The sequence below is a fragment of the Sphingomonas sp. LY29 genome (assembly GCF_035593985.1).
In the GTDB taxonomy this organism is placed as follows: domain Bacteria; phylum Pseudomonadota; class Alphaproteobacteria; order Sphingomonadales; family Sphingomonadaceae; genus Sphingomicrobium.
In genome coordinates this window covers 1,316,024-1,341,709 of the sequence record NZ_CP141587.1, presented here as the reverse complement: position 1 = coordinate 1,341,709, position 25,686 = coordinate 1,316,024, and the positions used below count along the sequence as shown (strand labels likewise).

Sequence of the window (25,686 nt, the reverse complement as noted above, 5' to 3'; positions counted from 1 at the left end):
CGCGGGTGCAACGCTCACCTCGCTTTCCTAAGGGCGCGGGGTCGATTAATTCTCTTCCCAAATAAGAACGTAAAAACGGGGGAGAGATTTCATGCGCAAGTCCACTTGGCTGTTGTCCGCCGGCCTGTTCGCCCTGGCGACGCCCGCCTACGCGCAACAGACCGACACTGACGGCACCACCGCCCAGCCGACCGACGGCGCCACGGCCGAGGCCGCGGCTGTCGACAATCAGCCGGCCGCCACGCAGCCAGCCACTGACTCGAACGACATCGTCGTGACGGCGACGCGCCGTAACGAAGCGCTGTCGGACGTTCCGCTGGCCGTCAGCGCGGTCACTGCCGAAACGCTTCAGAATTCGGGCGCAAGCGACATCCGCCAGCTGACGCAGGTTTCGCCGTCGCTGCTGGTGTCCTCGACCTCGTCGGAAGCCGGAGCGGGCGGCGCACGTATTCGCGGCGTGGGCACGGTCGGTGACAACCCCGGCCTCGAAAGCTCGGTCGCGGTGTTCATCGACGGCGTCTATCGCAGCCGCATCGGCGTCGGCCTGACCGAGCTTGGCCAGATCGACCGCGTCGAAGTCCTTCGCGGGCCGCAGGGCACACTGTTCGGCCGCAACGCCTCGGCGGGTCTGATCTCGATCATCACCGCCAAGCCGAAGTTCCGCACCGAAGTGTCGGGCGAGTTGACCATCGGCAACTACAACATGCGCCGCGCCGAACTGTCGCTGACCGGACCGATCACCGACACGATCGCCGCGCGGGTCGACGGCATTTACATGAAGCGCGACGGCTTCCTCGAAGACGTCATCTCGGGCCGCGACGTCAACAACCGCGACCGCTACCTGCTTCGCGGCCAGCTGCTGTTCGAACCGAACAGCGACCTGTCGTTCCGCCTGATCGGCGACTTCTCGAAGCGTGACGAGGAATGCTGCGCCGCCCCCTATCTCCCCGCCAGCGACTTTACGGCCGCCGGTGAGCAGCCGTCGTCGATCGCGGCGATCGAGCGTGGGCTCGGTGCGATCATCAACGACGATACCTTCGAACGCGACGTGTCGATCACGCCGGGCCGCAGCTTCCGTTCGGACGTCAAGGATTATGGCCTGTCGGGCGAGCTGGTCTATGACTTCGGTGGCGCGGAGCTGACCTCGATCACCGCCTATCGCTACAACAAGTATATCCGCGGCCAGGACGCCGACTTCAACAACCTCGACATCCTCGTCCGCGACGACAATGGCGGGGCGTTCAACCGCTTCAAGACGTTCACCCAGGAACTTCGCCTTCAGGGCGAAGCATTCGGGGGTCGTCTCGACTGGCTCGTCGGTGGCTACTACGCCAACGAGAAGCTGACGGTTCGCGACAATCTGACGTTCGGAAACGACTACAGCCGGTTCGCCAACTGCCTCGTCGCCAACAACTTCGCCGGGCTGACCGGTCAGGCGGCGCTGGTCAATCCGGCCAACCCGACCTGCTTCAACCCAGCGGTGGCCGGCGCCTTGCTGCCGTTCGTCGGTGCGAATGCGACTGCCTTGTCGGCGTTCGCGCGCCTCGGCGTGTTTGCCGCTCCGACCTTTACCAACTCGGGCTTCACCAACCTCTCGATCGCCTCGGGCGCAGGGGCACGCGGCTTCAACGTCGTCACCGACGATCTCTTCGACCAGCGCAGCAAGAATTTCGCGCTGTTCACGCACAACATCTTCGAGATCACCGACGGCCTCAAGCTGACGCTTGGTGCGCGCTACACGCGTGAAACCAAGAAGCTCGACGCGACGCTGACCGACAACAATACGCTATGTCAGTTGTTCGCGGGCGTTCCGGCGCTGACCGCGCTGCAGCAGATCCCGTGCGTCGTTCCCAGCGTCCCGGGCGGCGTGTGGAGCGACTCGTCGAAGAAGAAGGAAGGCAAGCTGTCGGGCACCGTGGTGCTCAGCTACAAGCCGACCGATCAGATCCTGACCTACGCCAGCTATTCGCGTGGCTACAAGGCAGGCGGCTTCAACCTCGATCGCGCACCGTTGCCGCGCTCGGGTGCGACGCAGAACGGCCTGATCCTTCCGACGGCCGACCTCGACGCGCTGAAGTTCGATCCGGAAATCAACGACGCGTTCGAACTGGGCGCGAAGTATAACGGTCGCGCGATCGACGTGAACGTCGCGGCCTTCCGCCAATCGTTCGGCGATTTCCAGCTCAACACCTTCAACGGCATCGCCTTCGAAGTCGAGAATGTGAACAGCTGCTCGGACGACCTTAACGGCGCCGACACCGACAACAGCGCGCTGACCGGCGCCTGTACGGGCAAGGTTCGCAACGGCGTCCGTTCGACCGGCGTCGAAGTCGAAATCTTCAGCCGTCCGCTGCCCAACGTGAACCTCAACCTGGGCGGCGTTTTCGCCAACACCAAGTATCGCACCGATCTGGTCGGCGCGGATGGCGAAGCGCTGTCGCCGCAGCTGTTCCAGCTGTCGGGTCGTCGCATGTCCAACTCGACCAAATATTCGGGCACGGCATCGCTGTCGTGGACACCGCCGATCGGGTCGAGCGGCCTCAAGGGCCTGTTCTACGTCGATGGTCGCTACATGAGCCGCTTCAACACCGGTTCGGATTTGGACATCGAAAAGGTCCAGAAGGCGTTCACCGTCGTCAACGCCCGCGTCGGCGTCCGCGGTCCGGACAACATGTGGGCGGTCGAACTGTGGGCCAACAACGTGTTCAACAAGGACTTCCTGCAGGTCGCCTTCGACGCGCCGCTGCAGGGCTCGGGCACGATCCGCGGCGTCCAGCAGGGCTTCTACCCGCGCTCGACCCAGCTGTTCGGCGCCTTCCTTGGCGAACCGCGCACCTACGGCCTGACCTTCCGCGCGAAGTTCGCCGCACCGCCGCCCATGCCGGCGCTGGAGCCGGCCCCGCCGCCTCCCCCGCCGCCGCCGGCCACGCAGACCTGCCCGGACGGGTCGGTGATCCTGGCGACCGACGTGTGCCCGCCGCCGCCGGCCCCGCCGCCGCCGCCGCCGCCGCCGCCGGCACCCGAGCGCGGCTGACGGCCGAACGTGAATGAAGGGGGGCCTCGCCGGGAACGGCGGGGCCCTTCTCTTTTGGGATCAGTGCTGGCTTTTCAGCGTGGCGAGAAGCGCATCGCGAAGAGCGGCGGCTTCCGTCGCCGTCAGCTTCTTTCCTGACGCGGACGTCAGGTAGAAGACGTCGACCGCGCGCTCGCCATAGGTCGCGATGTGCGCGCTGTGCAGGTAATGACCCGATGTGTGGATCACGTGCGCCAGCCGGGCGAGAATGCCGGGCCGGTCGCGTGCGTTGACTTCTACCACCGTGGTCCGGCTCGACGCCTTGTCCTGGACCAGCACGCGCGGCGCGACGCGAAAGGCTTCCTCGCGGCTCGGCAGGGTCTCGATGTCGGGAAGCGGTGGCTCGTCGGGTGCGGCAAGCGCGGCGACGACGGCCTTCACCAGCCGTCGTCGCGGTTTCGCTTCCTCATAGGCACGCCCGCGGGCGTCGTTAACCAGCAGATTGTCGAGCGCCAGGCCGTCGCGGGTGGTGTGGATCCGCGCATCGACGATGCTGGCGCCAGCCCCGCTCAGCGCGGCGGCGAGGCGGTAGAAAAGACCCGGCCGATCGGGCGCGAACACGGAAATCCGCGTGGCGCCCGATCCGGCGTCGGGCTCGGCGACGACCGAGGGCGCGAGGGGACCGATTCGCGACTCGGCCAAGGCGACCTGCCGAGCATTATCCGCCTGCCACTCGATCGGTTCGGCGAGCCAATAGCTGTCGGGCAGGCGGCGGGCGTGGGCGCGCAGCGCGGCCGGCGACCAGCCGAGCGTCTCGGCGAGCGCTTCCTGCCGGACGCTGACCTGATCGGCGCGGCCGCGCTGCTTGTGACCAAGTCGGAGCCGTTCCTCGGCCGCGTCGAACAAGGTGCGGAGTAGCAGGCGCTTCCAGTCGGTCCACGTTCCCGGTCCCACCGCCCGAATGTCGACCACGGTCAGGATCAGGAGCAGCCGCAGGCGCTCGGGGCTTTGCACCTTGGCGACGAAGTCCTCGACCGTTTTCGGGTCGGCCAGATCGCGTCGGAAGGCGGTATTGGACAGCAGGAGGTGATGGCGCACCAGCCAGACGACGGTCTCGGTCTCCGCCTCGTCGAGCCCGAACCGCGGGCCCAACTCCGCCGCGACCTCGGCCCCCAGTTCGCTATGGTCGCCGCCACGGCCCTTAGCGATGTCGTGGAGCAGGACGGCGACGTAGAGCAGGCGGCGCGAGGATATCTGCCCGAACAGCGCCGTCGACAGCGGGTGATCGTCGGCCAACTCGCCCCGCTCGATCCGCGACAGCAGCCCGATCGCGCGAATGCTGTGCTCGTCGACGGTGTAGTGGTGATACATGTCGAACTGCATCTGCGCGACGACCTTGCCGAAGTCGGGCACGAAACGGCCAAGAATGCCCGCCTCGTTCATCCAGCGAAGGACGAGATCGGGATCCTTCCGCGCTGTGAGCACTTCGATGAAATAGTCGTTGGCTTGTCGGTCGTCGCGGACCTGGTCGACCTGCCGCGCATCGCGGGCTGCGGCGCGCATCGCGGTCGGATGAATCTCCAAGCCTTCGCGTGCGGCGAGCGCAAACATTTCCAGCAAACGCACCGGACGCTCGGTGAGGAACTTCTCGTTTGGAATCGAGAGGCGACCGCGATCGAGGCTGAACCCGTCGAGCCTGCGCGGTCGGCGGCGGATGGTCGGGAGAGCGAAGCGCCGGCCACGCTCGGCCATCTGCTCGTCGAGGCCCGACAGGAACAGGCCGGTAAGATCTCCCACGGTCTTCGCGTTGAGGAAGTAGAATTGCATGAACCGCTCTACCGCCGATTTTCCGGGCCGGTCGGAATAGCGCATCGCGGCCGCGATCTGGCGCTGCATGTCGAAGCCGAGTCGCTCTTCGGCTCGTCCGGCAGCAAGGTGCAAATGATCGCGCACCGACCAAAGGAACCGCTCGGCGCGCTCGAAGCGGCGGAACTCGGTGGCGGTGAACAATCCCTTGTCGACCAGTTCCGACGGGCGCGTCACACCGAAGATATATTGTCCGATCCAGTAGAGCGTGTGGAGGTCGCGAAGCCCGCCCTTGCCGTCCTTGACGTTGGGTTCGACGACGTAGCGGCTGTCACCCATTCGCCGGTGCCGCTCGTCACGCTCGGCAAGCTTCGCGGCCACGAATTCACGGCCGGAGCCCGCGACGACCTCCGCACGAAAGCGGCGCACCGCTTCGTCGTGAAGGGCTTCGTCGCCCCACAGCCAGCGCGCCTCGAGCATCGCCGTTCGCACCGTTACATCGGCACGGGTCGCGGCGACCACTTCGGCAGGGGTGCGGACCGAATGGCCGACCTTCAGCTTCAGGTCCCACAGCAGGTAGAGGATCGCCTCTACGACCTGCTCGCACCAGGCGACCTTGCGATCGGGAATGACGAACATCAGGTCGAGGTCGCTGAATGGCGCCATTTCGCCGCGCCCGGTCCCGCCGAGCCCGACGACGGCGATCCGTTCGGCCGTTGATGGATTGTGATTGGGATAGATACGCTGCGTCACGAGGTCGTAGACCAAGCGCACCAGCTGGTCGGACAGGAAGGCATAGCTGGCGGCGATGACGCGGCCACGTCCCGGTTCGGCAGTCAGGCGCTTCGCGATCTCGGCGCGACCCTGATCGAGGACGTCGAGCAAGATGGCTCCCGCCGCCTCGCGCAGAGCCTCATCGGGAAGTCCTGCGAGGCGGTCGGCCACGGCTCGCCGGTCGATGATCGCGCGCCGGTCGACGATCAGTTCGAACCGGGGCGGCTGGTGGATCATGGGGTCGCGATCGCCTTCAGCGCGTAAAGCGCTTCGAGTGCCTCGCGCGGCGACAGGCGGTCCGGCTCGATCGCCGCGAGCGCGTCCGCGAGCGGATCGGTGGGTGATTCGGGCTCGGCAGCCATCGCCGCAAACAGTGGCAGATCGTCGAGTCCGGCGGCGATGCCCCCGGTTGCATCACGCCCCGCCTCCAGCTTCGCGAGCACGGCCTTGGCCCGCGACAGGACCGCAGGCGGGACGCCCGCGAGTTTGGCGACGGCAATGCCATAGCTTCGATCGGCGGGGCCGGCGGCGACTTCGTGCAGGAGAACGAGATCGCCCTTCCATTCGCAGGCGCGGACATGGTGCAGCGACATACAGTCGAGCCGGTCGGCGAGGCGTGTGAGTTCGTGATAGTGCGTCGCGAACAGCGTTCGGGCACGAACATCGTCATGCATCGCTTCGACGACTGCCCAGGCGATCGCGAGGCCATCGTAGGTCGAGGTGCCGCGCCCGATCTCGTCGAGAATGACGAGGCTGCGCGGGGTCGCTTGCGCCAGGATCGCGGCGGTTTCGACCATTTCGACCATGAAGGTCGATCGTCCCCGCGCCAGATTGTCGGCGGCGCCGACGCGGCTGAATAGGCGGTCGACGATGCCAATGCGGGCGCGGGCGGCGGGAACGAAGCATCCCGCCTGCGCCAACAGCGCGGCAATCGCGACTTGGCGAAGGAAGGTCGACTTGCCGCCCATATTGGGGCCGGTCAGCAGCCAAAGGCGATCGGTGGCGCCCAGCGCGACATCGTTGGCGACGAACGGCTCGCCGGCTTTCGCCAGTGCTTCCTCGACGACCGGATGTCGCGCCGAGTCTAGCTCGAGACAGGGCTGCTCGGTCAGGGTCGGCAGGCACCATTGGCTTTCCGCCGCGCGCTCGGCGTTGGCGGCCGCGACATCGATCCGCGCGATGGCGTCGGCGGTGGCGGCGATCTTGGCCGAGGCGGCCACGGCGATCGCGGACAAATCTTGGAAATGCGCCGCCTCGGCGGCGAGCGCGTGAGCGCCGGCTTCAACGACGCGGCTGGCCTCTGCATGGAGATCGGGCGAATTGAAGCGCACGACGCCAGCCAGCGTCTGACGATGCGTGAAGCCCGACTCCGGCGCCATCAGCCCGTCTGCGTACTTCGCCGATACCTCGATATGATAGCCAAGCACAGAGTTATGCCGGATCTTGAGCGCCGCGACCCCCGTCGCCTCGCGATAGCGCGCCTCAAGGGCGGCGATAGCGCGGCGCCCGTCGCTCGACGCCGACCGCAGCGCATCGAGCGCGGCGTCATAACCTTCGGCAATATATCCGCCCTTCGCCGCGTCGAGCGGCGGCGACGCGATCAGGGCGGCGGAAAGCTTGTCCGTGAGCGCAGCATGGCCGCCAAGCGAGGGTAGCAGGTGGGCGAGCAGGTCAGGGGTCTCGGATTCCCCCGACAGGTCGTCGCGAAGGGACGCTGCGGCGATCAGGCCGTCGCGTAGCTGGGCGAGATCGCGCGGGCTGCCGCGTCCCGCCACCAATCGCCCGAGCGCTCGGCCGATGTCCGACATCGCCTTCAACGACGCCCGGACGCGCGCGCGCCGAAGCGGTTCGCCATGGAACCAGTGAACCAGCGCCAGCCGCTGCTGGATCGCGCCGATGTCGGTCAGCGGAGCCGACAGGTCCGCTGCAAGCAGCCGCCGGCCCGGCGCGGTGACGCAGCGATCGATGCAGGCAAGCAGGCTTCCCGCATGGGTCCCGGTCTGAGTCCGGCAGATTTCAAGGCTGTCGCGGGTGGCCGGGTCGATCGCGACATGACCCGACCGCGCGATCCGGCGCGGCGCGGCGAGGAAGGCGGTTGCGCCTTTCTGGGTCGCGTCGAGGTAGGTCAACAGCCCGCCCGCCGCGGCGAGTTCGGCGCGGCTCGGGTTTCCAAACCCGTCGAGAGTCGAGACAGCGAAACGCGACCTCAGTGATCGCTCGCCGCCCGCGCTGTCAAAGCCGCCCTTTCCGGCGACGGTCGCAATTCCCGGCACCTTGGCGTCGGCGATCGTTTCCGCCGGCGAAAGCCGCGCGAGTTCGGACTTCATCTCGCCCGGACCGCAGGCGACGAGTTCGAACCGGCCGGTCGAAATGTCCGCGGCGGCGATCGCCCAGTCGTCGCCGACGCGCGCCACCGCGGCAAGCCAGTTGGCGGCACCCGATTCGAGTAGCGTTTCCTCGGTCAGCGTTCCCGGCGTGACCAGGCGAACGATCGCGCGCTCGACCAACGCCTTCGACCCGCGCGCGCGGCGCGCCTCGGCGGGGCTCTCGATCTGTTCGGCAATCGCGACGCGATGCCCGGCGCGGATCAAGCGAGCAAGATAGCTTTCGGCGGAATGGACCGGCACGCCGCACATCGGGATCGGCGACCCGCCGTCGGCGCCGCGCGCGGTCAGCGCGATGTCGAGCGTCGCCGCCGCCGCTTTCGCATCGTCGAAGAACAGCTCGAAAAAGTCGCCCATCCGATAGAAGAGCATTGCATCGCCCGCCTCGGCCTTGAGGCGGTGATACTGCTCCATCATCGGAGTGGTCTTGGAGGGAGGAGCTTCGTCGCGGGCCATCGGCGGGGGTGTAACAGCCCGCCTGCGCGATGGGGAGAGCCTCAAGGGGTGACTTGCGCGGACATACTTGTCTAAAGCCTGCCGCGCACCAGGAGAGACGAATGAGCGAGAGCAACGTCAAGTTCACGCGCGCCGAAGCGCTCGACTTCCACAGCCGCGGCCGGCCCGGGAAGATCGAAATTATCGCGTCCAAGCCGATGGCGACGCAGCGTGACCTCAGCCTTGCCTACTCGCCCGGCGTTGCCGTCCCGGTTGAAGAGATCGCGCGCGATCCCAGCCTCGCTTATGACCTCACCGCCAAGGGCAACCTCGTCGCGGTGATTTCCAACGGAACCGCCATCCTCGGCCTCGGCAACCTCGGCGCGCTGGCGTCGAAGCCGGTGATGGAAGGCAAGGCGGTGCTGTTCAAACGCTTCGCCGACGTCGATTCGATCGATCTCGAGCTCGATACCGAAGATCCCCAGAAGTTCATCGACGCGGTCGCGCTGATGGGACCCAGCTTCGGCGGGATCAATCTGGAAGATATTGCCGCGCCCGACTGCTTCGTGATCGAAGCGGCGCTGAAAGAGCGGATGAACATTCCGGTCTTCCACGACGACCAGCATGGAACCGCGATCATCACCGCGGCCGGCCTGATCAATGCCTGCCACCTTACCGACCGCAAGTTCGAAACCATCCGCGTGGTCGTCAATGGCGCGGGCGCGGCGGCGATCGCCTGCACCGAGTTGATCAAGGCGATGGGCGTGAAGTCCGATCACGTCATCATGTGCGACCGCAAGGGTCCGATCTACAAGGGTCGAACCGACCTTGACCAGTTCAAGTCGGCGCATGCCGTCGACACCAACGCGCGCACGCTTGGCGAAGCGCTGGTCGGCGCGGACGTGTTCCTCGGCCTGTCGGCGGCGGGCGCGCTCAAGGCGGAGATGGTCGTGGGCATGGCGCCCAGCCCGATCATCTTCGCGATGGCGAATCCCGACCCCGAAATCACGCCGCCCGAAGCCAAGGCCGCACGGCCCGACGCGATCGTCGCGACCGGCCGTTCGGACTATCCCAACCAGGTCAACAACGTTCTCGGCTTCCCGTTCATCTTCCGCGGCGCGCTCGACGTTCGCGCGACCGGAATCAATGAGGAAATGAAGATCGCCGCCGCCAATGCCTTGGCGCAGCTGGCGAGGGAAGCGGTGCCCGAGGAAGTGGCAGCGGCCTATGGCGGAACGCACCACCATTTCGGGCCGGACTACATTATCCCCGCCCCGTTCGATCCGCGCCTGATCGAGGAAATTCCGGCCGCCGTCGCGCAGGCAGCAATGGACAGCGGAGTCGCGCAAAAGCCGATTCGCGACATGCGCGCCTATCGCCACCAGCTTCGTGCGCGGCTCAACCCGACCGCGTCGGTGCTCAGCCTTGCCTATGAAGGCGCCCGGTCGAACCCGAAGCGGGTCATCTTCGCGGAAGGCGAAGAGCCCAACGTGCTGCGCGCCGCGATCGCGTTCAAGCAGGGCGGGTACGGCACGCCGGTGCTGATCGGCCGCGACAACGTCCCTGAGCTGCTGGCCGAGCATGGCGCCGACAATCCGGAAAGCTATGAGGTCCTCAACAGCCGCAATTCGCCGCTGGTCGGGCGCGCGGTCGATTATCTCTATGCCAAGCTCCAGCGTAGCGGGATGCTCCGCCGCGAGGTCGAGCGGATGATCAACCAGGACCGCAACACCTTTGCCGCCGCAATGCTGGCGATGGGTGAGGGTGACGCGATGATCACCGGCACGACGCGGCCGTTCAGCCAGTCGCTGCGCCAGGTTCGCACCGTCATCGACGACGAGGTTGGCGCAACCCCGTTCGGGATCAACATTGTCGCTTCGCGCGGGCAGACGGTGCTGATCGCCGACACCGCCGTGACCGAACGCCCGACCGCCGAGCAACTGGCGGCGATCGCGATCCGGTCGGCGGCATTCGCGCGCCGCATGGGCAGCGAGCCGCGCGTGGCGTTCATCAGCTACACGACCTTCGGCAATCCACCCGGACGCCACATCGCCGAGCTTCGCGACGCGGTGAAGCTGCTCGATTCGCTCCAGACCGATTTCGAATATGAAGGCGAAATGGGTCCGGACGTCGCGCTCAGTTACGAGATGCAGCGCAAATATTATTCGTTCAGCCGCCTGACGGGGCCAGCGAATATCCTGATCATGCCTGGGCTGCAGTCGGCCAATATCTCCGCCAAGCTGCTTCGGGCGCTCGGCGGCGAATATGTGCTTGGGCCGTACCTCATGGGCATGGCGCTGCCGGTCCAGATCGCGCCGATGACGGCAAGCTCGTCGGACCTCGTCACGCTGGCGGTGCTGGCGGCGGGCGGCGCGGATTCGATCCGCAAGCCGCCAAAGCGCGGCTCGAAGGCCTAGATTCGCTCGACCTGGCTGACGCCGCCCGCTGCTCGCAAGGCGGCGATGAGGCTGTGCAGGTGGGCGAGGTCGTGAACCTCGGCGTCGACGTGGAAGGTGTGGAAACTGCCGTCGCGGTGGGCGAGGCCGAGGTTGACGATGTTCGCCCCCTTGGCGCCCATGATTCCCGCCATCTCGCCAAGCGCGCCCGCGACGTCGCGAAGGATGATCGACAACTTGGCGGTGCCGCCGTCCGAGCCGTCGCCCCAGGCGAGGTCGAGCCAGTCTGCATCCACCCCTGAGGCAAGCTTGTCGCAACCAATGACGTGGACCTCGATGCCCTCGTCCTCGCGGCGGAGGCCGACGATCCGATCGCCCGGGATCGGGTGGCAACAGGTGGCTAGGTCGTAGGCGACGCCCGGCGTCAGCCCCTTGATTGAAATGGCGGTGCGTTGCCCCAGCGGCCGCGGTGCGACGTCGCCCCCGGCCGAGCCGGGCATCAGCGCTTCCATCAACTCGACGTCACTGACCGAGCGCCGCGCAATGCGGATCATGAGCGAATCGCGATCCTCGACCTTCAGGGTCTTGAGCGCGCGCTTCAGCGCGTCGGCCGACAGCGGCGCGGGGAGGCGCTCGACGATCTCCTCGTAGATCTTGCTGCCAAGCTCGATCGTCTCGTCGCGTTCCTTGTGGCGGACGAAGCGGCGGATGCCTGCGCGTGCCTTGCCGGTGACGACAAAGCGCAACCACGACGGTTGCGGATGCTGTGCCTGGCTGGCGAGGATTTCGACCTGGTCGCCATTGTCCAAGATAGTGCGAAGGGGGACAACGCGGCCGTTGACCTTGGCCCCGACGCTCTGGTCACCAAGGTCGGTATGGACCGCATAGGCGAAATCGATCGGCGTCGCACCCTTGGGCAACTGGATCAGCTCGCCCTTCGGCGTGAAGGCGAAGATGCGATCCTGGTACATCGCCATCCGCGTATGCTCGAGCAGCTCTTCGGGGCTGGCGGCATGATCGAGGATCTCGACCAGGTCCGAGATCCAGGGCACCTTCACTTCGTCGGCGGAGCGGCGCTCCTTGTACGCCCAGTGTGCCGCAAGACCGCGCTCGGCCTGCGCGTGCATTTCCTTGTCGCGAATCTGGATTTCGATGCGGGTCTTGCTGTCGTGGATCACCGAGGTGTGAAGCGAGCGGTAGCCGTTGCGCTTCGGCGTCGAGATATAATCCTTGTAGCGGCCCGGAACCATCGGCCAGCGCTGATGAATCAAGCCGAGCGCGCGATAGCAGTCGTCGGTGCTGTCGACGATTACCCGAAACGCCATCACGTCGGACAATTGCTCGAAGCTGATGTGCCGCTCGGCCATCTTCTTCCAGATCGAATAGGGATGCTTTTCGCGCCCGGTCACTTCGGCGTCGAGGCCATTGTCCGCTAGGTGAAGCTGAAGGCCCAGGCCGATACGGCTGACGAGATCGCCGCCGGCCTCGTGCAGCTGTTCGAGCCGCCGCGTGATCGAGGCGAACGCGTCGGGCTCCAGCTGGCGGAAAGCGAGCCCCTGCATCTCGTTCATGATCTCGTACATGCCGATCCGCTCGGCGAGCGGCGCATAGATATCCATCGTCTCTTTGGCGATGCGCCGCCGTTTGTCCTCTGACTTGATGTGATGAAGCGTGCGCATGTTGTGCAGCCGGTCGGCCAGCTTCACCAACAGGACGCGAATGTCGTCGGACAGTGCCAGGAGGAACTTGCGGAGATTCTCGGCGGCGCGTTCGTTCTCCGATTGCGCCTCGATCTTGCTGAGCTTGGTCACGCCGTCGACCAGCCGAGCGACGTTGGCACCGAACAGTTTTTCGATCTGCTCGGGCGTCGCGACCGTATCTTCGATCGTGTCGTGCAGGATCGCGGTGACGATCGTCTCGTCGTCGAGCTTGAGATCGGTCAGGATCCCGGCGACCTCGATCGGGTGACTGAAGTACGGATCGCCGGACGCGCGGACCTGCGCGCCATGCGCTTTCATCGAGAAGACATAGGCGCGGTTGATCAGTGCCTCGTCGGCATCGGGGTCGTACGCGCGAACCCGTTCGATCAATTCATATTGTCTCAGCACGGGGGCATAGTGCGGGATGCGGGGGCTTCTTCGCAAGTGCACATGAAAAAAGGCCGGACGAAACCGTGAAGGTCTTGCCCGGCCTTAAGTCGGCTGCGGTCGTGCGGGGTCGCAGCCGGGGGAGTTACTGTGCGGTCGCCAGGGCGGGCGCCGCGACGGGTTTGGCCGCAGTGTTGCACTTGGCCAACTCTTCGGTGCTGAGCGGACGACCGTCGCTCTGGAAGCTGACCACCGCGCCTGCGCGCTTCGCCAGATCCTGACAAAGGACCACCGGCCGGCTGGCTTCGGAGGCACCGCGACACAGGTCGGCGGCGCAGCTCCAGCTGATGTTCTTGCCGATGATCTTTTCTTGCGTCTGCGCCGTCGTGAGACGCGCGGAGTAGCTGCCGGCCACAGCAGGCGAGGCCATCAAGGCGGCAATGACGAGCAAGGGAGCGAAACTCTTCATGAAGGGTCACCCGATAAAGTTTTCCAATGAAACTTACTACGCAAATCTCGTTGCACTTCGCAACTGTTATTTCGTTTCGGAATGTGTCACGCTTCGCATCGGAGAGGTATTGCGTTGAGCGTAACCAATGGGACGGCTGAGCCTGACATCGAGCGGTTTCGCGCCGAGGCGCTCCGCTGCCCACTTCCCCACGCGATCGAACTGATCGGCGAAAAATGGGCCTTCCTCATTCTTCGGGGGGCGCTTAACGGCCTCCAGCATTTCGAACAGTTCCAGGCAGGCCTGGGGATTGCGCGCAACATTTTGTCGAACCGGCTGGCGAAGATGGTCGAGGGCGGCATTCTGGAGCGACAACCTGACCCGGTCGATCGCCGCAAAGTCGTTTATTCGCTGACGCCTAAGGGCGAGGCGCTGTTACCCGTCGTGCTCGCGCTCCGCCAGTGGGGCGAGCAATGGGGTCAAAGCAGCCAGATTATCACGCTGGCCGATCAGCGCGACGGTCAACCGATCCGCCGGATTTGCGTCCAAGCCGCCGACGGGCGGGAGCTTGGCCTGCATGACCTCAAATGGGTCGACCGCGACACGGTCTCCGCCAAGCACGCCGACTGAAAGAAAAAGGGCGGCCCTCGCGGACCGCCCTGTTTTCTTGAGTACGTGCGTCATGCCTAGGGCATGACGGCGCGACGCTTCACTCGTAATCACCGCCCGACGGGCTCGGACGCGGCGGAGCGGCGGCGGTGAGACGAAGCGCCTCGGCCGATTCGCTCAGCGATGCCAGTTCGTCGGTCTCGTCGTCCTCGTCGATGCGGACCTTCTGCAGGTTCGAAACGATCGCTTCCTCAAGATGCTTGGGACGAACCGTCGTCTCGGCGATCTCACGAAGCGCGACGACCGGATTCTTGTCGCGATCGCGATCGATGGTCAGGTCGGCACCGCCCGAAATCTGGCGCGCACGCTGCGCGGCCATCAGGACGAGGTCGAACCGGTTGGGAATCTTGTCGACGCAATCTTCGACTGTGACGCGCGCCATAGGTCGCTCCGCTTGAAAAAATACCCATGCAGGATGGAAAGGCGCGAGATAGGCGGCAGGGTCGCCAAAGTCAATGAAATCGGGCCCGCGCGCCGTCTTGCCAGCGCTGGCGCGGACCTTCAGAGACGGGGGCAATGCCCGCAGACGCTTCCCCCGTTCCTTCCGAACATTCGCTCGACGTCGACGGCAACCGACTGACGCTCCTTCCCGACGGGCCGCAGCGGTTGATCGAGTTGCTCGCGCTGATCGACGGCGCGACGCAGGCGCTGCGGCTCCTCTACTATATCTACACCGACGACGAATCCGGGGCAGCGGTTCATCGCGCCTTGGGCCGGGCGCTCGATCGCGGGGTCAAAGTGGCGCTGCTGGTCGATGGGTTCGGCTGCAACACGCCCGACGGCTATTTCACGCCGCTTACCGCAAAGGGCATGCTGTTCTGCAAATTCCACCCGACCTTCGGGCGCAAATATCTGATCCGCAATCACCAGAAATTGGCGCTGGCCGATGACCAACGCGTGATCATCGGCGGCTTCAATATCGAGGACAGCTATTTCGGGACCGACGCTGACGGCGCGTGGCGGGACCTCGGGCTATTGGTCGAGGGGCCGGCGGCGGGTCGCCTTGGCCCCTATTATGACGAGTTGCTCGCTTGGGCGACGGCCAAGGGCGGCAAGATCCGCGCGCTCAATCGGATCATCCATCGGTTCAGCGAGACGCAGGGAAAGCTGCAATGGACCTACGGAGGGCCGACGCGCGGGATGTCGCCTTGGGCGCTGGCCACGTGCCGCGATCTCCTCGCGGCGCGCGACGTGGCGATGATCGCCGCCTACTTCGCGCCCACTTGGGCGATGCTTCGCCGCATCTCGCTCGCCGGGCAGCGCGGCAAGGCTCGGATCATCACGGCATCGAAGTCCGACAACCATGCGACGATCGCGGCGGCGCGCTACACCTACAAGCGGCTGCTTCGGCGCGGCGTGGAGGTCTACGAGTATAGCCCCACCAAGCTCCACTCGAAGCTCGTCGTGCTCGACAACATCGTCCACATCGGTTCGTCGAACTTCGACATCCGCAGCCTCTACCTCAACCTTGAAATGATGCTTCGGGTCGACGACGCCGCTTTCGCCAAGATGATGCGCGGCTATTTCGAGGGCGAGAAGGCGAACAGTGAGCGCATCACGCCGGCGCTGCACCGCCAGCGGTCGGGGTTCCTGACCCGGATCGTCCGAGCGATCAGCTTCTTCCTGGTGACCAGCGCCGATTATACGCTGACCCGTCGCCTCAACTTCCGCCGAACTTAAGCGCGGTCGCGGTAAGCCCAGAAGAGGGTCGCCGGCGGAACGTTGATCCACTCGAACCCGCGATCGATCCGCTCGAAATGCGGCGCGATGAAGTCGCGAACCTTGGGGCTGAACTGATAGACGAGGAAGGCGCCGCCATTGCGGATCGCGCGGCCGGTCGCGGCGCCGATGGCGTCGCCAACGCCGGGGGGAAGCGTCGAAAAGGGCAGGCCCGACAGGATGTAGTCGGCGTGGTCGAAGCCATGCGCGGCGATGATTTTTTCGACGTCCGCCGCCGATCCGAGGACCGCGACGAAGCGATCGTCGTCGATGTCTCCGTTCAGATAGTCGATGAATTCGGGGTTGGTGTCGATCGCGATCAGCTTCGCATCGGCGGGCAAATGATCGAGGATCGGGCGGGTGAAGGTCCCAACGCCCGGGCCATATTCGACGAACAGCCGCGTCGCTTTCCAGTCGACGGGCTTCAGCATCTTGTCGATCAGCGCGCGGCTCGACGGGATGATCGATCCGACCATCACCGGGTTCTTCATGAAGCCGCGGAGAAACTGCCACCGGGGATTGGGGCGGCCGCGACCGGTTCCTGACGAACGGCGACGCTGGCTCTTCAGATGGCTGGCACGAGAGGCGTTCAAGTCGGGCTCCGGTCGAAAAAGTGACGGCAGGCGTTCGCAAATCGGCGAACGCTTGGCAAGGCGTGCCGCGCGCTTTCGCACTCGGCCCGACCGGCTTAAAGGATCGCCATGGCGCTTGGTTCCCCACGCGTGCGGGTGGCGGGCAGCGCGCTGGCCTCCCGGCACTTCATGCTTCTCTATGCCGCGATGCTCGTCGCGGCGGCGGGGAACACCGCTTTGCAATCGGTCATGCCCGCCATTGGCCGAGAGATCGGACTGTCCGATTTGTGGGTGACCTTGTCCTACACCTGGTCGGCGGTGCTGTGGGTCGCACTTGCACCCTATTGGGCGCGAAAGAGCGACACGCATGGCCGCAAGGCGCTCACCTTGCTCGGCGTCGGCGGCTTCATCGCCTCGATGCTGCTGTGCGGACTGGTTCTGCTTGCCGGACTTCGCGGATTGATGGCGGGCGGGATTACCTTCGCCTTGTTCGCGCTATGCCGCTCCTTGTACGGCTCGCTTGGTTGCGCAACGCCCAGCGCGACCCAGGCGTACCTCGCTTCGCGCACACGCCGTTCGGCACGAGTCACTGCGCTGTCGTCACTCAGCAGCAGCTTCGGCCTCGGCACCATCGTCGGCCCCGCCTTGGCGCCTCTGTTCGTCCTGCCCTTCCTCGGGCTGTCGGGACCGCTGTTCGCCTTCGCGGCGGTGGGCCTGATCGTCTTTGCCGCGATCGCCGTCGGGCTGCCGGACGACAAGAAGCCGCGCCATGGCCGTCGGGCGGGGCAGGGCGCGGCGATGAGCTATCCCTCCCTCGCCAGTTCGCCGACGGGCGCCAGCGTCATCGCCGCGACCGCGCCCAAGGTGCCGCTGCTGAAGTGGCACGATTCGCGCATTCGCAACTGGATCGTCGCCGGCGTGATGGCAGGGCATGCGCAGGCGGCGACGCCCAGCTGCATCGGCTTCTTCGTCATCGACCGGCTCGCCCTGGCACCGCGCGGCGCGGAACAGTCGATCGCGATCGTGATGATGGCGGGCGCCGCCGCAACCTTGGCGGCGCAATGGGGCCTCATCCCCAAGCTCGGGCTCCCGCCCCGATCGATGATCCTGTGGGGCGCGGCGGTGGCGGCGGCGGGATCGTTGATCACGATGATGGCGACGGGCCTCTACGCGATCGTGCTTGGCTTCGGCATCGCCAGCCTAGGCTTCGGCTTCACCCGCCCGGGCTTCACCGGTGGCGCAAGCCTCGCCGTCCCGCTTCACCAGCAGGGCGGCGTCGCGGGAGTGGTCACCGCCGCCAACGGCATCGCCTATGTCGCGGCGCCCGGAATCGGCATGGCCCTCTACGCGCTCGATCCGCATTTCCCGTTCGCGGTCAGCGCGGCGCTGTTGCTGGTGCTGATCGTGTGGGGACGCAGCCGCCTGGCGGTCCCCACCCCGATCGCGGACTAGCGCTCCTTTTCCGGATTGCGCGGCTGGAGCATGCCGGGGGTCACGAAGCCGATCCCGCCCACCGGACGCACCGCGTCGGACTTCAGCGTGTCCTGGATTTTGGCATAGTCGTTCTCCATCTCCTCGGTCACCGAGGCGCGGGTTTCGAGCAGTGCGGCTTCAAAGTCGGCCATCGTCACCTTCGGACTGTCGAGCGCACGACGAAGCGCGGTCAGGCCCGCCCGGCGCGTGAGGTCCTCGAGGTCGGCACCGGTGAAGCGGTCGGTCCGCCGCGCCAGTGCCTCCAGATCGACATCGTCGGCAAGCGGCATCTCCTCGGCGTGAATCGCGAGAATCCTCCGCCGACCCGCGACGTCGGGAGTGCCGACATAGATCAGCTCATCGAGCCGTCCCGGACGAAGCAGCGCCGGATCGATCAGATTCGGGCGGTTGGTCGCGCCGATCAGGACGACGCTGTTGAGCTCCTCCAGCCCGTCCATTTCGGCGAGGATCGTGTTGACGACACGCTCGGTCACCTGCGGCTCGCCCATGCCGCCGCCGCGTGCGGGCACGAGACTGTCGAGCTCGTCGATGAAAATCACCGTCGGCGCAACTTGGCGGGCGCGGGCGAAGAGGCGGGCGATCTGCTGCTCGCTCTCGCCATACCATTTGCTCAGCAGGTCGGACGACTTGATCGCGATGAAATTGGCCTGGCTCTCCTTGGCGGTGGCCTTGGCGAGCAGCGTCTTGCCGGTGCCCGGCGGGCCATAGAGCAGGAAGCCCTTGGCCGGGCGGATGCCAAGCCGCTTGAAGGCGTCGGGGTGCTTGAGCGGTAGCTCGACACCTTCGCGAAGCCGATCGCGCGCGGCGTCGAGGCCGCCGATGTCGTCCCAGCTGACGTTCGGCACCTGCACCATCACTTCGCGCATCGCCGACGGCTGAACGCGCTTCAACGCATTGTCGAAGTCGGCGTCGAGCACCGACAGCGAATCGAGCACTTCGGTCGGGATCGTCTGCTCTTCGAGATTGAGCTTGGGCAGGATCCGGCGGACCGTTTCGAGCGCGGCTTCACGCGTCAGCGCGGCGAGGTCGGCACCGACAAAGCCGTAGGTCCGCCGCGCCAGATCGTCGAGGTCGACTCCATCGGCGAGTGGCATGCCACGAGTATGAATGCCGAGAATCTCGCGACGTCCTGCCTCGTCGGGCACGCCGACAATAATTTCGCGATCGAAGCGGCCGGGACGGCGGAGTGCTTCGTCGATCGCCTCGGGCCGGTTGGTGGCGGCGATGACGACGAGGTTCTGGCGCGGTTCGATCCCATCCATCAGCGTCAACAACTGCGCGACCAGCCGCTTTTCGGCCTCTCCGCTGACTTGGCCGCGCTTGGGCGCGATCGAGTCGATTTCATCGATGAAGATGATCGACGGCGCGCTCTTGGCGGCCTCTTCGAATAGTTCGCGAAGCTTCTTCTCGCTCTCGCCATAGGCCGAACCCATGATCTCGGGGCCGGCGATGTGGAAGAAGCGCGCCTGGCTTTCATTCGCGACCGCACGGGCAAGGCGGGTCTTGCCGGTCCCGGGCGGGCCATGAAGCAGCACGCCCTTGGGCGGATCGACACCGAGGCGCTGGAACAGCTCGGGGTGGCGAAGCGGCAATTCGACCATTTCGCGCAAAGAATCGATCGTCTGGCCGAGCCCGCCGAGGTCGTCGTAGGTCACATCGGCACGACGCTCGCCCTCGTCGCCGCGGGCTTCGGGGAGTAGCTCGACCACCGTATTGGCGTCGATGTGGACGATCCCGCGCGGAGTGGTCGATACGACCGTCAGGCGAACCTCCTGAAGGGCGAAGGCGGGGGCATTGAGCAATTGGCGGATATGCTCGGGCATGTCGGCATTAACGCGCTGGTGACCCGCGGTCGCGACCGTATCGCCTTGCGTGAACGGGCGCCCCTGGAAGCTGCGCTGAAGCGCCGCGGTCGAACCCTGAAGCCGGACATTGGGCTGAGTCGGGGCGAAGGCCACTCGCGTCGCGGGCTTGGAAACCGCCTTGTGGATCTCAACATAGTCGCCCGATCCGACGCCGGCGTTTGCCCGCTGGAGACCGTCCAGGCGAACGATATCTAGCCCGGCGTCGTCGCCATAGGGCCCGATCGCGCGGGCCGCGGTCGACCGCTTGCCGATGATCTCGATCACGTCGCCCTCGGCCAAGCCCAACTCGGTCATCAACTTGACCGGAAGGCGCGCCACTCCGCGTCCGCTGTCGGCCGGGGGCAGGTTCGATACCTGCACGCGTCGAACCATGGTCTCGGCATCCGCCATTCTTCATCCTCTCACACGTTGTGCGCTGTTCGCGCCCCCGTAGCGCCCTTCACGAACGGAAACGGGCTGCTTCGGGTTCAATCTGGGTAGGACGAGACGAAAAAAAAGGCCGGGCGTCGCCGCCCGGCCGAAAAGGTATTCAGGAGAGGATGCCTCGAAAGGCAAGAGTGTTATCGCAGTGCACAATTTACTTCGCAAGTGCGAAATCGCATGTGCGAATACCTATTCATGCCTTGTCGTCGGCGCCCAATTTGATCGTGCCCGCAATCCGGCGGAGGAGACTGCGCGGCAAAAGGCGATGCCCCTGCGCCCCGAATTTGTTGACCAGTCCGGGGATGACGACCGCCTTGCCGCGATCGAGCGCCTCGAGCCCGGCCGTCACCACCGCCGCCGACTCGGACGACAAATTGTCGATCATCGGATTGCCGCCGAAGCCCGCGACGGCGCCGAACTCGGTGGCGGTCGGGCCGGGGCAAAGTGCGGTCACGCGGATCCCGGCGCCGCGAAGCTCCTCGTGCAGTGCCTCGGTGAACGAGAGGACGAACGCCTTGGTCGCGAAATAGACCGCCATGCCGGGTCCGGGCTGGAAGGCCGCGGTTGAAGCGACGTTGAGGATCGAGCCCGACTTTCGGTCAAGCATTCCCGGAAGAACCGCATGCGCAAGTTCGGTCAGCGCGCCGCAGTTAAGATCGATCATCTGCCGCATGCGCGGGCCGTCGAGCTCGGCAAAGCGGCCGGTCAGCCCGAAACCGGCGTTGTTGACCAGCTCGTCGACCTGCTCGTCGTGTGCGGCAATATCGGCCATCAGCCGATCGACCGCGCCAACCTCGCTCAAATCGCACTCAAGCGCGCGGGCGTTCCCAAGTTCGGTCGCCAGCGCGTCGAGACGATCTTTCCGCCGGGCCACGAGCACCAGCCGCCGGCCCTTGGCCGACAGCTGGCGCGCGAAGTCGACGCCAAGACCGGCCGAGGCGCCGGTGATCAGGGTGACCGATCGGGCCAAATCAGGCCACCGTCGCCTTTTCGATCTTGCCGGGGTTCTTCACGGGCTCGCCGACCGGGAGCGCGTCGACATATTCCATGCCGCTCTCGACCTGGCCCCAGACGGTGTACTGGTTGTCGAGGAAGCGCGCGTCGTCGAAGCAGATGAAGAACTGGCTGTTGGCGCTGTTCGGGCTTTGCGCGCGTGCCATCGAGCAGGTGCCGCGAACGTGCGGCTCGTTCGAGAATTCGGCCTTCAGGTCAGGCTGCTTCGATCCGCCCATGCCGGTGCCGGTCGGATCGCCGCCCTGCGCCATGAAGCCCGGGATTACGCGATGGAACACGACGCCGTCGTAGAAACCTTCGCGGACAAGGCCGGCAATGCGCTCGACATGGCCGGGCGCCACGTCGGGGCGAAGCTTGATGACGACGTCGCCGCCGGTGGAAAGGGTCAGGGTCAGGGTGTTGGCGTCGGCCATGGGAAACGTCCTCGCAGGGGAATGGGAAAGCGCGCCATGTAGGGACGCCCGCCTGAATGCGCCAGTCCGGGACCGGCGCGCGGGTTGCGCCGGTCGGGCGCGGGGCATAGGAGGACGCACGCGAACCGACGGGCAAGGGAATATGGCATGAGCGAGACCGACACCGTCGCGCCCCTTCCATTCGACACCGACATGCCTGCGCCCGAAACCGCGATGGACAGCGAGGACCGCCTTCGGCCCCGCTTCGTCCGCGAGGTGCTCGACGCGGTCGCCGACGGCGATGACGAGACGGCGCGCACACTGGTCGCCGAGCTTCATCCCGCCGACATCGCCGACCTGATCGAGCTCACGCCCGGCGACGAGCGCGCCGACCTGATCCAGGCGCTGGCGGGCATCGTCGACGCTGACGTCTATGCGGAGATGAACGAGCACGTCCGCGAGGACATGATCGACGAGATGGAGCCGCAGCAGGTCGCCGACCTCGCCGCGCAGCTCGATACCGACGACGCGGTCGCGATCATCGAGGACATGGAGGAGCATGAGCAGCTTGCCGTGCTCCGCGCGATGGAGCCCGACGACCGCGCTGCGGTCGAGGAAGCGCTCACCTATCCCGAGGAAACCGCCGGCCGCCTGATGCAGCGCGACCTGATCGCGGTGCCCGAGCATTGGAAGGTCGGGCAGGTAATCGACTATCTGCGCTCTTCCGACGAGCTGGCCGACGATTTCTGGGAAGTATTCGTGGTGTCGCCCAACCACCACCCGATCGGCACCTGCAAGCTGTCGACGATTCTTCGCTCGGCGCGCTCGATCCCGGTCGCCGACATCATGATCGCCAAGCAGACGCTGATCCCGGTCGGGCTCGACCAGGAAGAGGTGGCGCTCAAGTTCCAGAAATACGCGTTGATCTCCGCCGCGGTGGTCGACCCATCGGGGCGGCTGGTCGGCATGATCACGGTCGACGATATCGTCCACATCATCCAGGAAGAGGCCGGCGAGGATGCCCTGCTGCTGTCCGGCGCGGGCGACGGCGACATCAACGAACCGATTCTGGAGACCTATCGATCGCGCGTCCGTTGGCTGGCCGCCAATTTGCTGACCGCGCTCGTTGCCGCGACGGTCATCAGCGCCTTTTCGGACTCGATCGCTCGGATGGCGGTGCTGGCCGCGCTGATGCCGATCGTCGCGGGCGTGGGTGGCAATGCCGGGACGCAGACGCTCGCCGTCACCGTCCGCGCTATCGCCACCAACCAGCTGACCGGGTCGAACCACTGGCGCGCGGTGTGGCGAGAGATCCGCGTGGCGTTGATGAACGGGCTGACGATCGCCGTGTTGATTGGGATCGGGGTGACCGTCGTACTCGGATCGTCGCAACTGGGGATGGTGATTGCCGCGGCAATGCTGACCAACATCGTCATCGCGGGTCTGGCCGGCGTACTGGTCCCGCTCGGCCTTGAACGCGCCGGCGCCGATCCGGCGGTGGCGTCGAGCGTGTTTGTGACGATGGTCACCGATTCTATGGGCTTCCTCGTCTTCCTCGGCCTTGCGACCGCGTCGGGACTGGCCGGATAAGCGCTTGAACCGGGGGCGCTTTGTCGCCACCTGCGGCGCGTGCCGCTCCATCTTACCAAGGTCGCCGTCGGTTGTGCGAGCGTCGAGGCGCTCGAGAACCGCCTGATCCGGCGCCGGACGCAGTCGGGCGAGGTGCGCGTGCCGACGCGGATGCGACCGCGGCGAATGCCCGAACTGATCGGCGGATACCTTCACTGGATCGTCAAGCATCGCATCGTCGCGCGGCAGCAGATCCTGCGGTTCGACGACCGCAGCGACGGTCGGATCGACATCGTCTGCTCAGGAGCGGTGGAAGCGGTCCCACCGCGCCCGAAACGCGCCCATCAGGGTTGGCGCTATCTCGAAGAGGATGCCGCTCCCGGCGACGTCGATGAAGCCGGGGTCAGCGAATTGCCGCCGTCGATGTATGCGAAACTGGCGGCGCTGGGCCTGGTTTAGCGGCAGCCGCTGACGCTGGCCGACCCTTGCGCCTTGACGGTGCAGGCAGGGTTGCCGGTCAGGGTAACCGCGGCGAGGCCCATCGCGTTGACCTTGGCAGCCTCGCTGGTGGACAGCTTGACGATCGCCGGGCCTTCCGCGCCGATGTCGGCATTCTTGGAACGAAGGTCGGACGCATCTAGGCTCGACGCGCCGCGGACGACCGCAGTGACCTTGTCGGCGCGCCCGGCGAGGCGTGCGCTGCCCGAGCCGTTGAGCCCGAGCCGAAGCTGGTCGATGTCGACGGCGTCGATACTGGCGGTGCCGGCGCCCTGGATGGCCAGGTCGAAGGCAAGTCCGCGAACGCGGTCGATCGCGAGGCTTCCGGCGCCATTAAGCCAGGCGTTGGCCAGATCGTGGGTGCCAAGCTCAATCGTCACCGGGCCGTTCGACGTTCCCGGATAGCCGCCCCAGTTGGAGGTCGACTGGCGCACGATCAGCGTGCGGCCCTCGACCTTGAGCGAGACGCTGTCGAGCGCGGCTTGCGACCCGACGGCGCGGGCGAAGGGGGCGACGTTGGTCTTGAGGCGAACTTGGTAGGGACCGTCGACGCGAATCCGGTCGAAGCTCGTCACCGAATAATTGCGCTGCGCCGCCGGCGGCGCGCCGAGGACGTCGGCGGGAAGGCTGGCAAGGGCCAGGACGATGAGGATGGGCAGACGCTTCAGCATCCACCCATCCTCGCGACATGTGGTTAAGGAATTCTTACTTTACGCCTTAGCTGCAGCGGACGTCGCCCGATCCGTGCTTCGATACGTTGCACTTGGCGCCGCCCGTCAGTTCGACATCGCCAGACCCCATGATCGACACGTCGGCGGTGTCGCTGGCGCGGGCGCGGACGTTGCCCGACCCGGCGATCGATACATCGGCGACCTTGGTAGCGAGGCCCGCGGCATCGACGCCGCCCGATCCGGCGATCGAGATGTCGACGCTGTCAACGTTACCGGCCGCACGAACGTCGCCCGACCCGGCGATGGCCAGCTTCATCTTGCCGCCGGTGGCCGCCGCAATCGCCAGGTTGCCCGAGCCGGCGACTTCGCCCTCGAAGTCCCCGGCAACCCGGTCGATCACTATATCGCCAGATCCGGCGATGCTCGCGCCGCGAAGCGCGGCCGCATTCACCGTAAAGGTCGCGCCCCCGTCGCGGGTCCAGTTGAACCGGACGCCCTTGCGCTTCTTGGGTATGATCTTGAGCGTGCCGTTCTCGACGATGACATCGGTCTCGTCGAGCAGTGCCGACCCACCGCTCGCCGTGATCCCGGGTGCGCCGCCGGACACGACCTTGATGTCATAGGGGCCTGCGACCTGGATCTTGTCGAAGCTGCCGACCTGGTACGTGCGATCGACCTTGGGTCCGGGATCGCGATCCTCGGCATCGGCCGAGTAATGACAGGCTGCGGTGGTCAAAGCGACCGCGGCGACGGCGATGAAACGAAGCATGGTGCCCTCCTCTTTGGCGTATTGCATGTATAATACACCAAGACAGGTGGGAGGTGCAACGGCAAAAGAAAAGGGCGCCCCCGCGAAGGGACGCCCTTGTCTGAGCCAAAAAGGCAGAAGCGTTACGCTTCTTCCTTGGCCTTGTTGTGGATCGCCGCCGCCTTGTTGAGGATCTCGAGGATCTTCACCAGCGCAGACTTTTCGTCGGTTTCTTCCATGGCGCCCAGTTCGCGCGCCAGGCGCGACGAGGCGGCTTCGAAGATCTGCCGCTCCGAATAGCTCTGTTCGGGCTGATCGTCGGCACGGAAAAGGTCGCGGGTCACTTCGGCGATCGAGGTCAGGTCGCCCGAATTGATCTTCGCTTCATACTCCTGCGCACGGCGCGACCACATGGTGCGCTTGACCTTGGGCTTGCCCTTCAGGGTTTCCAGCGCGTCCTTCATGGTCTTGTCGCTCGACAGCTTGCGCATGCCGACTGAGTCCGCCTTGCCGACGGGAACGCGGAGCGTCATGCGCTCCTTCTCGAAACGAAGGACGTACAGCTCGAGACTGGTACCAGCGATCTCGGTGCTCTGGAGCTCGACCACCCGGCCGACACCATGCTTGGGGTACACCACGAAATCGCCAACATCGAAACTAAGGGCCTTAGCCGCCATTCCATCACCTTTCTCAAGCATCCGCGAAACAA

The 25,686-nt window shown here is 65.8% G+C and carries 19 protein-coding genes; 7 read left to right on the top strand and 12 right to left on the bottom strand.

Features of this window, described 5'->3' with window-relative positions:
- Positions 1–91: 91 nt before the first annotated feature.
- Entirely contained in the window at positions 92–3,034 is a 2,943-nt protein-coding gene (locus SH584_RS06740) for a TonB-dependent receptor (protein WP_324805756.1), read from the top strand.
- Positions 3,035–3,094: 60 nt separating this feature from the next.
- On the opposite strand, the gene SH584_RS06735 is transcribed toward SH584_RS06740, so the two are convergent.
- Together SH584_RS06735 and mutS are read right to left on the bottom strand one after the other, a co-directional pair.
- Complete coding sequence (locus SH584_RS06735) at positions 3,095–5,830, bottom strand: [protein-PII] uridylyltransferase (protein WP_324805754.1); 2,736 nt, start codon at positions 5,828–5,830, stop codon at positions 3,095–3,097.
- Complete coding sequence (gene mutS, locus SH584_RS06730) at positions 5,827–8,433, bottom strand: DNA mismatch repair protein MutS (RefSeq protein WP_324805752.1); 2,607 nt, start codon at positions 8,431–8,433, stop codon at positions 5,827–5,829. The genes SH584_RS06735 and mutS overlap by 4 nt, the downstream gene beginning before the upstream one ends.
- A 101-nt stretch (positions 8,434–8,534) precedes the next feature.
- Here mutS and SH584_RS06725 point away from each other — a divergent pair, with 101 nt between their 5' ends.
- Positions 8,535–10,829, top strand: coding sequence for an NADP-dependent malic enzyme (locus tag SH584_RS06725; RefSeq protein ID WP_324805751.1), 2,295 nt, complete (start codon positions 8,535–8,537; stop codon positions 10,827–10,829).
- Here SH584_RS06725 and SH584_RS06720 read toward each other — a convergent pair.
- A complete protein-coding gene (locus tag SH584_RS06720) occupies positions 10,826–12,916 on the bottom strand; it encodes a RelA/SpoT family protein (protein ID WP_324805750.1) in 2,091 nt (696 codons plus the stop codon). The two genes, SH584_RS06725 and SH584_RS06720, sit on opposite strands and share 4 nt — an antisense overlap.
- Before the next feature lie 124 nt (positions 12,917–13,040).
- A complete protein-coding gene (locus SH584_RS06715) occupies positions 13,041–13,364 on the bottom strand; it encodes a CC_3452 family protein (protein ID WP_416385116.1) in 324 nt (107 codons plus the stop codon).
- A 114-nt stretch (positions 13,365–13,478) separates the two neighbouring features.
- Here SH584_RS06715 and SH584_RS06710 point away from each other — a divergent pair, with 114 nt between their 5' ends.
- Complete coding sequence (locus SH584_RS06710; protein WP_416385115.1) at positions 13,479–13,973, top strand: winged helix-turn-helix transcriptional regulator; 495 nt, start codon at positions 13,479–13,481, stop codon at positions 13,971–13,973.
- A gap of 79 nt (positions 13,974–14,052) precedes the next feature.
- On the opposite strand, the gene rpoZ is transcribed toward SH584_RS06710, so the two are convergent.
- Positions 14,053–14,394, bottom strand: coding sequence for a DNA-directed RNA polymerase subunit omega (gene rpoZ, locus SH584_RS06705; protein ID WP_322841961.1), 342 nt, complete (start codon positions 14,392–14,394; stop codon positions 14,053–14,055).
- A 134-nt stretch (positions 14,395–14,528) separates the two neighbouring features.
- Between rpoZ and SH584_RS06700 the strand changes: the two genes are divergently transcribed.
- Positions 14,529–15,692, top strand: coding sequence for a phospholipase D-like domain-containing protein (locus SH584_RS06700; protein ID WP_324805747.1), 1,164 nt, complete (start codon positions 14,529–14,531; stop codon positions 15,690–15,692).
- Here SH584_RS06700 and SH584_RS06695 read toward each other — a convergent pair.
- On the bottom strand, positions 15,689–16,324 hold the full coding sequence (locus SH584_RS06695; protein ID WP_324805745.1) for a class I SAM-dependent methyltransferase: 636 nt from the start codon (positions 16,322–16,324) through the stop codon (positions 15,689–15,691). The genes SH584_RS06700 and SH584_RS06695 overlap by 4 nt on opposite strands.
- Before the next feature lie 108 nt (positions 16,325–16,432).
- On the opposite strand from SH584_RS06695, the gene SH584_RS06690 reads away from it, so the two are divergent.
- Positions 16,433–17,755, top strand: a complete 1,323-nt coding sequence (locus SH584_RS06690) for an MFS transporter (RefSeq protein ID WP_324805743.1) — start codon at positions 16,433–16,435, stop codon at positions 17,753–17,755.
- Here the strand turns inward: SH584_RS06690 and SH584_RS06685 are convergent.
- The 3 genes from SH584_RS06685 to SH584_RS06675 all read right to left on the bottom strand — a co-directional run bounded on the left by SH584_RS06685 (position 17,752) and on the right by SH584_RS06675 (position 21,512).
- Positions 17,752–20,052 carry a CDC48 family AAA ATPase gene (locus SH584_RS06685; protein WP_324805741.1) on the bottom strand — a complete coding sequence of 767 codons (2,301 nt, stop codon included), beginning with the start codon at positions 20,050–20,052 and terminating at the stop codon, positions 17,752–17,754. The two genes, SH584_RS06690 and SH584_RS06685, sit on opposite strands and share 4 nt — an antisense overlap.
- Positions 20,053–20,278: 226 nt before the next feature.
- Positions 20,279–21,055, bottom strand: a complete 777-nt coding sequence (locus SH584_RS06680; RefSeq protein WP_324805739.1) for an SDR family NAD(P)-dependent oxidoreductase — start codon at positions 21,053–21,055, stop codon at positions 20,279–20,281.
- Between the two features lies 1 nt (position 21,056).
- Positions 21,057–21,512: a peptidylprolyl isomerase gene (locus tag SH584_RS06675; RefSeq protein ID WP_324805738.1), complete on the bottom strand. Its 456-nt coding sequence runs from the start codon at positions 21,510–21,512 to the stop codon at positions 21,057–21,059.
- A 147-nt stretch (positions 21,513–21,659) separates the two neighbouring features.
- Between SH584_RS06675 and mgtE the strand changes: the two genes are divergently transcribed.
- Together mgtE and SH584_RS06665 are read left to right on the top strand one after the other, a co-directional pair.
- Positions 21,660–23,081, top strand: a complete 1,422-nt coding sequence (mgtE, locus tag SH584_RS06670) for a magnesium transporter (RefSeq protein ID WP_324805737.1) — start codon at positions 21,660–21,662, stop codon at positions 23,079–23,081.
- A gap of 39 nt (positions 23,082–23,120) precedes the next feature.
- Complete coding sequence (locus SH584_RS06665) at positions 23,121–23,519, top strand: DUF1489 family protein (protein WP_324805735.1); 399 nt, start codon at positions 23,121–23,123, stop codon at positions 23,517–23,519.
- Here the strand turns inward: SH584_RS06665 and SH584_RS06660 are convergent.
- The 3 genes from SH584_RS06660 to SH584_RS06650 all read right to left on the bottom strand — a co-directional run bounded on the left by SH584_RS06660 (position 23,516) and on the right by SH584_RS06650 (position 25,654).
- The gene (locus SH584_RS06660) at positions 23,516–24,229 is read right to left on the bottom strand and encodes a GIN domain-containing protein (RefSeq protein WP_322841969.1); all 714 of its coding nucleotides are present in this window, start codon (positions 24,227–24,229) and stop codon (positions 23,516–23,518) included. The two genes, SH584_RS06665 and SH584_RS06660, sit on opposite strands and share 4 nt — an antisense overlap.
- Positions 24,230–24,275: 46 nt before the next feature.
- Complete coding sequence (locus SH584_RS06655; RefSeq protein ID WP_324805733.1) at positions 24,276–24,998, bottom strand: head GIN domain-containing protein; 723 nt, start codon at positions 24,996–24,998, stop codon at positions 24,276–24,278.
- Between the two features lie 122 nt (positions 24,999–25,120).
- On the bottom strand, positions 25,121–25,654 hold the full coding sequence (locus SH584_RS06650) for a CarD family transcriptional regulator (RefSeq protein ID WP_324805731.1): 534 nt from the start codon (positions 25,652–25,654) through the stop codon (positions 25,121–25,123).
- Positions 25,655–25,686: the final 32 nt, after the last annotated feature.